Consider the following 11,342-nt stretch of genomic DNA (forward strand, 5'->3'; position numbering starts at 1 on the left):
GAATTCGGTTAGTGACGACGCCATCGTCAATCCCATGGTGCACTAATAGACAAAAAGCATCGCCCAATCAAGAATGTTCACCGCCGAACTTCTGAAAAGACGCAAGCTGTTAGCTGACTTTGGACGCGTCCTCTTGCACGCTCACCCTGACGACGACGGGAACGTCCCACAACCCTGCGGATTCGACCAAACCCAGATTTTGCAGCCGCAGGGAACAGCCGCAATGCCCGCTTCGACCGCAGCATCCGTGACTATGGGTTCGCATTTCGTTTTCGACGTCGCGTGATCTCAGATCTCTTATGATCTGGCGAACGGTAAGCACCGTTCGCCAACATTGCTTAGATATCGATGCGCTCCGCAATACTCAGAGCATCTTCCAACTCAACGCCTAAATATCGCACCGTACTGTCAACTTTTGTGTGACCAAGCAGAAGCTGCACCGCGCGAAGGTTGCCAGTCTTGCGATATATCTCGGCAGCTTTGGTCCGACGGAGCGAATGAGTGCCGTAACCGCTGGGTTCCAGTCCAATTGCAGTCACCCAATCACGAACAAGTCGAGCATATTGCCGCGCGGAGATGTGAGGTCGGTCATGAAATCGGCTGGGAAACACGAAAAGGCGGCCGATCATTTCAGGCGATCTAACCCAAGCAGTAACCGTTTCTCTCGTGTTTTCAGTCAGTTCAAACCGAACCGGCTGATTGGTTTTGCTTTGGATCACCGACACTCGTTCGCGAACGCGATCATCTCTGACCAAATCGGTCACGGCGAGTTTGACTAAGTCGCACCCTCGCAACTTGCTATCAATCGCGACGTTGAACAGCGCGAGGTCGCGAAGGTAGCCTGCAATCTCGAGCCGAGCGCGGATTGCCCAAACTTGTTTGGGAAACAGCGGCCGTTTCTGGCCGATTATCCGCCCTTTGTTCCAAGCTTTGCGTTTTGGGGTGACTGCGGGAAGTTGGACTCGTGGCATAACATGCCCTCCAATCCTCCCTCCAAACCCAGACGTCAGCGCCGCGCTGACGTCTGGAGCATAGCATCGGGTCGACACGCTGTAGCCCATCGATGGTGTTTAGCTTTTTTGCCTTGGTTTTTTGACGTGGGAAGCTCCGCGACCTGATCCTTGAATGCCACACCAAAGCTCCAGATTGCGCGAATGGCTGCTTCTTACACCGTGTTGCAGCATCAAAACCTTCGCCAATGCAGCACAATCCGTGCTGCGAGCGCACGCAGCACAAAATAAGGACTTCCGGTGTGGGCTCTTTTCTGCCGTTAGCTGCGTTTTGCACCAAGGTCCGCACTGAGTATCGTTAATGCTTGAAACAGTTCTCTCTGTGCCAGGTTACAAACTCAGTCCTTGGCCGGTTGGCGAGGCGGTCCGGCACCAAGATCTTGCCGGATGAGTTGATCATCGATGTCACGGCTTCGATGTCATTGCTTTGGCGGGAAACCAGAATAGTCAGGTCGTCGGCTAATCCAACGAGGCCCCGATCAAACATCCAATGCGCGGTTCCGGACAGGGCGAGACCGTTGCTGACAATGTCGGGGCCGTCATGCTCTACAGGTCTGATATGAGCGGCTTCCACTTCGGCACGGCCGCCGCCATTGATCAGACGTAAACCAGTGATGGCGCAGCGCTCGCCGTAGGCGCGCAGGACGTTCTTTCTGAAATTTCGATCGCGAACCGCGCGGTTGGTCAGCTGGTTGACGCGTTCCCGTGCAGGCAGGTGTTGGAAAGGTGTTTGAGCATCTTGAAACCCAGGCATTTGCATCATGCCGCCTACGCGAGGCAGGATGCCCTCATCTCGTCCAAGTCCACGTTCGACTATTCGGGCAAAGTCTTCAGCTGAAAGGGCTCTTACCGCAGCTTGCGCGCGTCCAGATATCTTGCCTTGATCGTTCAGCAATCCTCTTTCGATGATCGAATTCTCGTCCCGGAATGAAACTGGGTCGCCGAAATCAAGATACGTTCCCGGCTCAATCACGGCCAAGAACATGTCCGGTTTCCTAGGATCCGGAATGATCTCCTGGACCATAGCGACAGCAAAATAGCCTTTGGTCTCTTTGACCTTGCTTGGCTCCAGGTAGACGATCCAATCCCCTTCGCACTGTTGGGCGCGAGAGAGGTATTGCTTGGGAAACTGATACCGCTCCGAGGGAATATCGTCGTAGATCGAGTCGCTGCGGTGGATGAAGACGCCGAAAGCCATCGGTTCACCCGCGTTGGAGACGTTCCAGTTTTCGATCGGCCGCGCGAAGGGTCAGCACCGCGCCTGTCAAAAATGGAAGTGCAAAGCCAGCCGCAGCGATGGCAAAAATCATGATGGCGGCCAAAACCGAGTATTCGGCGGTCTGTTGTGCCAGTGATAGTCGACCCAAGCCAATCAGGAAGAACACGCTGGTTCCCAGGAAGATCAGGTAAAGCGGCCCGAAGGGTTCGATCACCTCACGGCGAGTGCGCTCCAAGACCGAATGCCGCAACATGTTCCAGCGTTTGCTTGCCTTGTTCACCAGATTACTCCCTTACCAACTCGATCCATGTGTGCACGTCATCATCCGTCACTTCACGACCTTCGACATGCGATTGATACCAGCGCGCGACAATGGCCCCGCGCTTTTCGCTTTTGATTCTTATGCCCTCATCGGTGAGGTGCTTATCCAGCGAGCTTTCGATGTGTTTGAGCGCCTCGAAATCATGCCCAGCCCGAATGGATTTGGTGCCGAGTAGCAGCCAGGGCACGTCCACCTCGAACCGCTCACCCATCGCGACCAAGGCTTCTACAGGCATTCCGCGCTGGCCCTTTTCGTAGCTGTGATACGCGCGGGGTGAGACGCCGATAGCTTCCGCCATGGCCGCTTGTGAGAAGCCGATTTCATTGCGAGCAATGGTGAGACGAGCACCCATTGCAGCAAAAAGATCAGCATGTTTCTGCGGCATCGAAATTTTCCAATTGACTACTTCGTCGAAATTCGCGAACTTTGCAAAAAATGACGAACATTTACTGTTAATCACATCTGACCACGTCAGAAGGTGCAGAACAAGCGATTCCATGCGTGTCGCCGATTCAACTTAAGCGGACAAGGACAACTGAAATGGCAGAGACCAACTATTCAGACAGCTCTCAGATCCTGGGGCTCGGGAAAACGCCCGCGCAGTGGGTCGAAGTTATGGCCGGGATGGGGATCGATATTTCAGAACGCACGTTGCGTGAGCGGGCAAACGAGACGGGCGCATTTTACCGCCTTGGGCGGACCATGCTGATCACGCCCGCGCAGATCGACACGATTTTTGAAGGAGGCCAGTCATGCCGCTCCAAATTTATAAGAGGGGCCGCGTCTATTGGGCCAAGGGGTGGATCGAATACAACGGCAGGCCAATCGCCGGCCCATACCGGCGAAGCACTAAGGCATCTACAGAAGAGGGTGCACGGGACTGGATAAACCATGAGACCGAACGCCAAATTCGACGCTATGTCGTGGGCGACGAACCGAGCAAGACGTTCTCTGATGCAATCATGCTCTACAACGCGTCCCCCAAAGCAGCGAAGCAGTTGATCCCGATTGTCGAAGCAATCGGTGACTTGTCGCTCGGTGCGATATCTGGCGCACTATTGAAGAGCCTTGGGCCGAAACTGAAACCCAAAGCGTCGACCGATACTTGGTGGCGCGAAATCGTGACGCCCGCGAGTGCGGTGATCAACAATGCGCACGAATTGGAAGGCACACCTCTGATCCGCGTAAAGCCTTATGATAAATTCGAGCGGATCGCGCAGGACAAGCGGCGCGGGAAGCTTAGCCGTGTAGAGCGCACGCCAGCTGACAAGGAATGGATCGAAGCCTTTTGCGGTGCTGCTGATCCGTACAATGCCGCGCTGGTCCGTTTCATGTTTGAGACGGCTGCAAGGATTGATCAGGCCGTATCGCTGGAGCCGGATGACCTTCGGCCGCACGAGAACAAAGTCCGAGTGAAGGCGCAGAAGGGCCACCCAGAAAGCTGGATCACTGTCTCACCTCAGATGATGGACGAGCTTCTCGCGTTGCTGCCCAAACGCCCCAAGAACCGCAAGACCGGCAAGCTGATGAAAGCGCGCATCTTCGGCTATGGCAGCTCGACAGGTTACAACACGCGCTGGAAGACAATCTGCAAGCGGGCGGGCATCCCGTACCTTTCTGCGCACCCAGCCGGACGGCACGGGTTCTTCACTGAATTAGTCGTCCGGCAGGGCGTCGATCCCGTCACCGCGGCCAAGGCTGGCCGCTGGTCAGACCCTAATTTGCCCATGCGCATCTATGCCCACGCCGAGACCGATGAGGCTGACATTAGGGCCCGTTTTCGTACAAACCACGTACAGGATGACGCTGTACAAACACCCAACTCTAAGAAATCACAAAAGGAATAGCGCTATGAACGCATCCCTCCTAAGGGGCAGGTTGCAGGTTCGAATCCTGCCGGGGTCGCCAGAGGGTTGGCGTTTTTCCTACAGTCCTTTGTATCGCGTCCCACGGGGGGCGCTGGCGGTTCTGCGTCGGGTTTACAGATTTTCGGGTTGCCGGACTGAAAAAGGCCCGACTGACGGTGTGGGGTCAGACGGGCCTTTGGATGTTGCAGTCAGCGCCAGATCAGCTGTTGGAGGCGATCAGCTGTTGGGCCACGATGTCGTGGTCGAGCCACAGAACCGGTGCGCTGGGGTCGCTGGCTTCGCCGAACATCAGCTGGCCGGTGGCGTTGACCACATGGGTGCTGAGCAGATCGCTGACGAGCGCCTTGCGGTCCTTGTGCAGGGCAACGATATCCTGGGATGTGCCAACGGTCTTGTCGACCTGTTCGGCGCTGTTGGGCATGGGCCAGGCTTCGAAGTCGGAAAAGGTCACCATGACGGGGTCTTGCTGGTAGGTGCGGACAGTCTGCAGGACAGAGTCCAGCGAGACGTCATCTTTCAGCAGGGCCTGGCAGGCCGCCCATTGCGCATCAACCCAGTCACCGCCGCCTTCATTCTTGAGTGCGGAAAGCAGTGGAACCAGCGACAGTTCGATGCCGGCAAACACGTCGGAAGAGTTGGTGCGGATTTCCGGGCAGTTGAAGACAGTGGCCTTTACGCCGTTGTTCCAGGCTTCGGTTGCGATGCCTTCGAGACGTTTTTTGGCGTAGCCTTGGGTGTAGTTGGTGTAGGTCTGCCAGCGGTATTCATCGCCGATCAGGATGCGGGTGCCGTGGTAGCCATAGGCCGTGTAGCGGACCTGCCCGCCTTCGCCTTCGATGCGGGCACGCAGGTCGCTGCTTGCTTCGAGGAGGTGGCCAAATGTGTTGGCGGAGACCTCGTCAAAGTTTTGCAGGATCAATTTGCCCAGATCACTGTCGATCAGGGATTGGGACGACATGTAGCGCTTGCCCCGGCCCTTGTAGACACGGTTGGCGATGGCCATGAACACCTTTGCGCGGGGAATGCCGCCGGCCATGGTGTGGGCAAAGAACACGTTCTTGCCTGCCGGGATCATGGCGTCGAGCTGCGTCATGACTTCGGCGACGGAGGTTTTGAAGCGATTGACGCCAATTTCGCGGCAGCGTTCGATCAGATCCCAGTCGAGCTTGTGCTCCTGCCAGGTGTCGATGGTCATTTCATTGACCAGATCGGTCGGATTTTTCTCGCCTTCCGGGGCGTCCATGTCAAAGCCGGCCATCAACGGAACGTTGATGATCTTGCCGCCCAGATTTGCCTCGGCTTCGGCCAGTTCTTCATCGGTGAGAGGGCGCAGGGCGTTGGTGTCGTCGCGGCGACCAACGGTGACCCCGATGATGGTCATGCCGGCCTCTTTCGCGGCATTGATCAGACCGGTGGCATAGCCGCGGCCGAACAGTTCTCCGAACAGAACAAAGATGTCGCCTTCTTTGAAGACGCTGTTCTCGCGGATGGAGGTCAAGGGATTGGATTCTTTCATCACGGTCTTCTAACCTGTCATGCGTATCGGGAGCGCGCAGGCGCCGAATGGCGGATGCGCAGGAGTATCAACTCCCCTCACTACCCTGATATTGAACGATCAGGAACCGCTGGATCAACAAGAAGCGATTTTCTGGTGCGATAGTGATGCCGCTATGTTTCGCATGGGGGGGCGTGATTGGGTAAAAACCACGGTTAGATCAGTTGCCCAACCCTCCAAGATCGCAGATCAGGGCACGAATTGCGCTGACGCCGTCGCGGGCCCTGAGGTTGGCGAAGACAAAGGGGCGGGCGCCCCGCATTCTTTTGGCATCACGCTCCATCACCGAGAGATCAGCACCAACATGCGGCGCAAGATCCGTTTTGTTGATAATGAGCAGATCTGAACGGGTGATCGCCGGGCCGCCCTTGCGGGGGATTTCCTCGCCCGCGGCAACATCGATTACATAGATGGTCAGATCGGCCAGTTCAGGGCTGAAGGTGGCGGAAAGATTGTCACCGCCGCTTTCAATCAGGATGAGCTCAAGATCCGGGTGGCGTTCGCGCATTTCAGCCACCGCGCCGAGGTTGATTGAGGCATCTTCGCGGATGGCGGTGTGGGGGCAGCCGCCGGTCTCGACACCCAGGATACGGTCCTGCGGCAGAATTTGCAGGCGCATGAGGGCCTCGGCATCTTCTTGCGTGTAGATGTCATTGGTGATCACCGCGATGGAGTGCGTATCGCGGAACACTTCGCTGAGCGCCGCAGTGAGGGTGGTCTTGCCCGCACCTACCGGTCCGCCAATTCCAATGCGCAGGGGGCCGTTGAGAGTGCTCATGTGCGAAAGATCCTTGAATGCTGGGTTTCGTGTTTCATTGCGGCGATATCGGCAAGGAAGCTGGTTGAGGACAGCCGTGCGAGGTCGCCATCGTCGGTTTGTTCGGCGATGTCCCGGCATAGCGGCGCAAGGGCGTGAAGGCATGCCTGCGCCTCGCTTTGCCCGATGGGAGCAAGCCGCTGAGCCGCCGCAACGAGATTTGCGGCGAAGGCATGAAGATAAAGCGTGGTTGTCGCGCGCAGTGGCAGACCACAGCACTTTGCGGCAAAGCCGACAGCAACGGGATAGGTGAGTTTGGAGGGAATGCCGTGCGGGTGTGTTTGCGGCCAGACTGTTCGGGTGATCTGGCAAAAGGCTGCGCCTTGCAGATCGGTTTCGCGCAGGCGTTCCAGTGACGGTGCAAAGGCGCGGCACTGGGCATCGGTCTGCGCCACTGCGTCAATATGCGGGGCATGGTAGGCTGCGGCCAGAAACAGGGCATCAGACCAACCGCCACCATCGCGCAGCACTGTCGCGATCCAATCCTGCACCTCTGTTGCGGTGCTCACCGCGTCAGATGTCATCGCCCATTCCAACCCGTGCGAATAGCTGAACGCCCCCACTGGATAGCCAGGAGAGAACCACTGCGCCAGGATCAGAAATTGGCTGTCAGTGGGCATGGGAATGTCCGTGCCCGTCATCATGAGAGTGCGAGTGTGAATGGCTGTGGGTCCGGCCATGGCCGTAGGCCCCGCCTTCGGGGGTGAAGGGTTCCACCACATCGCGCAGCGTCGCGCCAAGCTTTTGCAGCATGTCCCGGATGACGTGATCGCGCTGGATCAGCAGACGATTGGCTTCGATCTGGCAGGGCATATGGCGGTTACCGATGTGCCAGGCGAGCCTCAGGATGTTGTCTCCCGTGACTTCCAGAAGGTCCTCCTTTGCGGGGCTGACGCTGATCTTGCGCCCGTCTTCAAGGACGAAGGCGTCGCCTGCATCCAGCGATTGGGTGGACGGAAAATCGGCCAGAAACCGCAGGCCGCTATCGCTGGTCAACACTTTGCGGCGCAGGAAACGGTCTTCGTAGGTGAGGGTGATCTGGTCCTCTGCATCATGGGTATGGATTTTGTGTTGGCTCAGCGGGAGAGACATCTGCAGGCTCCGTCAGAAAAGGAAATAGCGCTGGGCCATCGGCAGGTTATCGGCCGGGGCACAGGTCAGAAGCTCGCCATCGGCGCGCACCTCGTAGGTTTCGGGGTGGACCTCGATTTCGGGCAGGGCTGTGTTCAGCTTGAGATCCGATTTGCCAATGTCGCGCGTGTGTCTGACCGCGCAGGTCTGTTTGGCGAGGCCAAGGTGCTGGGCTATGCCTGCCGCCTGTGCGGCCTCTGACACAAAGGTGACGGCGGAGTGTTCCACCGAGCGGCCGAAGGCTGCAAACATCTGCCGGGAATAGACGGGCTGTGGCGTTGGGATCGAGGCGTTGGGATCACCCATCTGTGCCATCGCAATCGAGCCGCCGAGCAGAACCATTTCAGGTTTCACCCCAAAGAAGGCCGGATTCCATAGCACCAGATCGGCGCGTTTGCCGACCTCGATACTGCCGACTTCATGGGCGATACCGTGAGCGATGGCCGGGTTGATCGTGTATTTTGCAATATATCGGCGGACGCGGAAGTTATCGTTTTCTCCGGTCTCTTCCGGCAATCGTCCGCGCTGCTTTTTCATCTTGTCGGCTGTTTGCCAGGTGCGGATCAGTACCTCTCCTACCCGCCCCATTGCCTGACTGTCCGAGGCGATGATCGAAAAGGCGCCCATGTCATGCAGAATGTCCTCTGCTGCGATGGTTTCGCGCCGGATGCGGCTTTCGGCAAAGGCAACGTCTTCGGGGATGGATTTGTCGAGGTGATGGCAGACCATCAGCATATCGAGATGTTCCTCGATGGTGTTGACGGTGAAGGGGCGCGTCGGGTTGGTCGAAGAGGGCAGAACATGCGCCTCTCCGCAGATCTTGATGATGTCCGGGGCGTGCCCGCCTCCCGCGCCTTCGGTGTGAAAGGCATGGATGGTACGCCCCTTCATCGCTGCGACCGTGTGTTCAACAAAACCCGATTCATTGAGCGTGTCGGTGTGGATCATTACCTGCACGTCCATCGCGTCTGCCACTGAAAGACAGCAATCGATGGCAGCTGGGGTGGTACCCCAATCCTCGTGCAGCTTCATCGCACAGGCGCCAGCGGTGATCTGCTCTTCCAATGCGCGGGGCTGAGAGGCGTTGCCCTTGCCCGCAAAAGCCATGTTCATGGGGAAGGCATCCGCCGCCTGCAACATGCGTCCGATGTGCCAGGGCCCCGGTGTACAGGTGGTGGCCAGTGTCCCATGAGCGGGCCCCGTGCCGCCCCCCAGCATGGTGGTCAGACCGGAATGCAGCGCTTCTTCGATCTGCTGTGGGCAGATGAAATGGATGTGGCTGTCAAAACCGCCAGCTGTGAGGATGCGCCCCTCTCCTGCGATGATCTCGGTTCCCGGCCCGATGATGATTGTGACGCCGGGTTGCGTGTCCGGGTTGCCGGCCTTGCCGATGGCGGCGATGCGCCCGTCTCTCAGGCCGACATCTGCCTTGTAGATCCCGCTATGATCGACAATCAGCGCATTGGTGATAACCGTGTCGACTGCACCGTCAGCGCGGCTGGCCTGTGATTGCCCCATGCCATCGCGGATCACCTTGCCGCCGCCGAATTTCACCTCTTCGCCATAGCCGAGCGCAGTGCCGCCTCCGCTGGCTTCAGCGATCAGATCGCGCTCCACCTCGATAATCAGATCGGTGTCTGCCAGACGCAGGCGGTCGCCGACTGTCGGGCCAAACATTGCCGCATAATCGGCACGGGTGATCTGGGCGGGCATCACAGATCCCCCATGATGGCAGCATTAAAGCCAAAGATGCGGCGCGCGCCTGACATCGGGATCAGCTGGACCTCGCGGCGCTGGCCCGGTTCGAACCGCACGGCGGTGCCCGCCGCGATATCAAGCCGCTGGCCCCGCGCGGCGGTTCTGTCAAAGTCGAGCGCCGGGTTTGCCTCTGCAAAATGATAGTGTGATCCGACCTGGATCGGGCGGTCACCGGTGTTGGCCACCATCAAAAGCGTCACGGGGCGATCAGGGTTGAGGTCCAGACTGCCAGCGGCGGGGATCAGCTCGCCGGGGATCATTTGCGCCGCCACAGAAGGCTTGCGCAGCCGACGACGACGGTCGCAACAAGTGCCGCGATAAGCCAGGTGTCTGCACCGTGGGGATGCATATGTGCACCGCCGTGGGCAAAGGCGGGGCCGCTGCCTAGCAGCAGGGGCAAGAGAAAGGCAGGGCGCAGTGTCATAGGGCGGTGTCTCCTGAATGGGATCAACGAATGGGGTTGTGGACGGTGACGAGTTTGGTGCCATCGCGAAATGTCGCCTCGACCTGGATGTCGTGAATCATCTCTGCGACGCCTTCCATACAGTCGTCGCGGGTGATGACCTCGGCGCCCGCTTCCATCATGTCGGCAACGGAGCGCCCATCACGGGCCCCTTCGACGACGGCGTCAGTGATGAGGGCAATGGCTTCTGGATGGTTCAGTTTGACACCGCGGCTCAGGCGGCGCCTCGCGACCTCTGCGGCCATCGCGATGAGGAGTTTGTCTTTTTCGCGTGGGGTCAAGTTCATGTCATGTCATCCATGGCTTGGGGAGGGGCGCGGCAAGCAGATCTGTCAGGATCGGCATCAGGACTTTGCGCAGGGCATAGCTGTCTGGTGCGAGCGCCCGCAGGATCAGGAGGTCGGACCCAATGAGGCTGGCGCCGGCGGTGGAGCCGAGCATTCTGCGCAAAGGTGCGAGCCGACCTTCAGCGTCGGGGGCAACAAAAATGACTGTGGCCAATGCCCCGGCCCCGGCTGCCACTGTTGGCTTGGCCAGATGGGCCGCGACATCGCCGCAGAATGTCATCGCGTCCTGAAACAGTGGCTGATCGCAACGTCGGATGTCGATGCGGTCCTGCATGACCCCATCGGTGAGCCGCTCGCCCATCGCGGCGCGCCCAAATACGAGGGCCTCGCACATCAGGAGACGGGATGATGCCTCTAGATCGATCTGTAGATGCCGATCGAGACGACACCCCTGAAACAGGATCGTTTCCTGTGGCAGCCAGTTCGCACGGGCCCCGTCGCCAACGACGAGATGGGTGCGGATCCGGCCGGTTTCGCCCGGTTGGGCCCGGTAGGCACGCTCTGCCGCTTGTGTGGTCAGGGTGAGTTCGGTGCCTGCCGCTGCCGTTGCAGTCAGGTCAAAACGGTCGCCGCCGGTGACACCCCCGGCCGTGTTGATCATGACGGCCTCAAGCGCGGGCTGGTGGGGGCGGGGGAACAGCAGTTTCAGCGAGCCGGAATGGCGCAGGCTGTTGAGGACAGATGTGTTGCCTCGGGCCTTTACCGATAGACTTGCCGATCCACGTGCGCGCGGCTGTGTACACCCGATGCGGGGGGCATCAGGCGTATTGGCAGGTCGATCTGCCATCGCGCTGGGCGTCGCGCGAGGAGATGAAGAAACAGGCGTCATGCCGACAATTTCATCATGCCACC

At 58.7% G+C, this 11,342-nt stretch carries 14 protein-coding genes; 1 reads left to right on the forward strand and 13 read right to left on the reverse strand.

Going from position 1 to position 11,342, the window contains the following annotated elements; genetic code table 11:
• Nucleotides 1-338: 338 nt before the first annotated feature.
• From NIT7645_RS16340 to NIT7645_RS16355, 4 genes are all read right to left on the reverse strand, one after another.
• Nucleotides 339-971, reverse strand: coding sequence for a tyrosine-type recombinase/integrase (locus NIT7645_RS16340; protein WP_050687576.1), 633 nt, complete (start codon nucleotides 969-971; stop codon nucleotides 339-341).
• A 337-nt stretch (nucleotides 972-1,308) separates the two neighbouring features.
• On the reverse strand, nucleotides 1,309-2,208 hold the full coding sequence (locus tag NIT7645_RS16345; RefSeq protein ID WP_050687578.1) for an HNH endonuclease: 900 nt from the start codon (nucleotides 2,206-2,208) through the stop codon (nucleotides 1,309-1,311).
• Between the two features lie 4 nt (nucleotides 2,209-2,212).
• Complete coding sequence (locus NIT7645_RS16350; protein ID WP_050687580.1) at nucleotides 2,213-2,509, reverse strand: hypothetical protein; 297 nt, start codon at nucleotides 2,507-2,509, stop codon at nucleotides 2,213-2,215.
• Between the two features lie 4 nt (nucleotides 2,510-2,513).
• Nucleotides 2,514-3,050 (reverse strand): helix-turn-helix domain-containing protein, encoded by a 537-nt coding sequence (locus NIT7645_RS16355; RefSeq protein WP_242656127.1) that lies wholly within the window; start codon nucleotides 3,048-3,050, stop codon nucleotides 2,514-2,516.
• 253 nt (nucleotides 3,051-3,303) lie between these two features.
• Here NIT7645_RS16355 and NIT7645_RS16360 point away from each other — a divergent pair, with 253 nt between their 5' ends.
• Nucleotides 3,304-4,398: a tyrosine-type recombinase/integrase gene (locus tag NIT7645_RS16360; protein ID WP_050687582.1), complete on the forward strand. Its 1,095-nt coding sequence runs from the start codon at nucleotides 3,304-3,306 to the stop codon at nucleotides 4,396-4,398.
• 220 nt (nucleotides 4,399-4,618) lie between these two features.
• Here the strand turns inward: NIT7645_RS16360 and NIT7645_RS16365 are convergent, their stop codons facing one another.
• From NIT7645_RS16365 to NIT7645_RS16400, 9 genes are all read right to left on the reverse strand, one after another.
• Nucleotides 4,619-5,935 carry an enoyl ACP reductase FabMG family protein gene (locus NIT7645_RS16365; protein ID WP_008561783.1) on the reverse strand — a complete coding sequence of 439 codons (1,317 nt, stop codon included), beginning with the start codon at nucleotides 5,933-5,935 and terminating at the stop codon, nucleotides 4,619-4,621.
• Between the two features lie 199 nt (nucleotides 5,936-6,134).
• Entirely contained in the window at nucleotides 6,135-6,752 is a 618-nt protein-coding gene (ureG, locus tag NIT7645_RS16370) for an urease accessory protein UreG (protein WP_008562166.1), read from the reverse strand.
• Nucleotides 6,749-7,411: an urease accessory protein UreF gene (locus tag NIT7645_RS16375; RefSeq protein ID WP_008559213.1), complete on the reverse strand. Its 663-nt coding sequence runs from the start codon at nucleotides 7,409-7,411 to the stop codon at nucleotides 6,749-6,751. The genes ureG and NIT7645_RS16375 overlap by 4 nt, the downstream gene beginning before the upstream one ends.
• Complete coding sequence (gene ureE, locus NIT7645_RS16380) at nucleotides 7,401-7,883, reverse strand: urease accessory protein UreE (RefSeq protein WP_008559131.1); 483 nt, start codon at nucleotides 7,881-7,883, stop codon at nucleotides 7,401-7,403. Before ureE ends, NIT7645_RS16375 begins: the two co-directional genes overlap by 11 nt.
• Before the next feature lie 12 nt (nucleotides 7,884-7,895).
• On the reverse strand, nucleotides 7,896-9,635 hold the full coding sequence (ureC, locus tag NIT7645_RS16385) for an urease subunit alpha (protein WP_008561358.1): 1,740 nt from the start codon (nucleotides 9,633-9,635) through the stop codon (nucleotides 7,896-7,898).
• Complete coding sequence (locus NIT7645_RS16390; RefSeq protein ID WP_008559893.1) at nucleotides 9,635-9,940, reverse strand: urease subunit beta; 306 nt, start codon at nucleotides 9,938-9,940, stop codon at nucleotides 9,635-9,637. The genes ureC and NIT7645_RS16390 overlap by 1 nt, the downstream gene beginning before the upstream one ends.
• Complete coding sequence (locus NIT7645_RS19560) at nucleotides 9,937-10,104, reverse strand: hypothetical protein (protein WP_008562111.1); 168 nt, start codon at nucleotides 10,102-10,104, stop codon at nucleotides 9,937-9,939. Before NIT7645_RS19560 ends, NIT7645_RS16390 begins: the two co-directional genes overlap by 4 nt.
• 23 nt (nucleotides 10,105-10,127) lie before the next feature.
• Entirely contained in the window at nucleotides 10,128-10,430 is a 303-nt protein-coding gene (locus NIT7645_RS16395) for an urease subunit gamma (protein ID WP_008559386.1), read from the reverse strand.
• Between the two features lies 1 nt (nucleotide 10,431).
• Nucleotides 10,432-11,277: an urease accessory protein UreD gene (locus NIT7645_RS16400; RefSeq protein ID WP_050687584.1), complete on the reverse strand. Its 846-nt coding sequence runs from the start codon at nucleotides 11,275-11,277 to the stop codon at nucleotides 10,432-10,434.
• Between the last annotated feature and the right edge of the window lie 65 nt (nucleotides 11,278-11,342).

The organism is Phaeobacter italicus, from assembly GCF_001258055.1.
GTDB lineage: Bacteria > Pseudomonadota > Alphaproteobacteria > Rhodobacterales > Rhodobacteraceae > Phaeobacter > Phaeobacter italicus.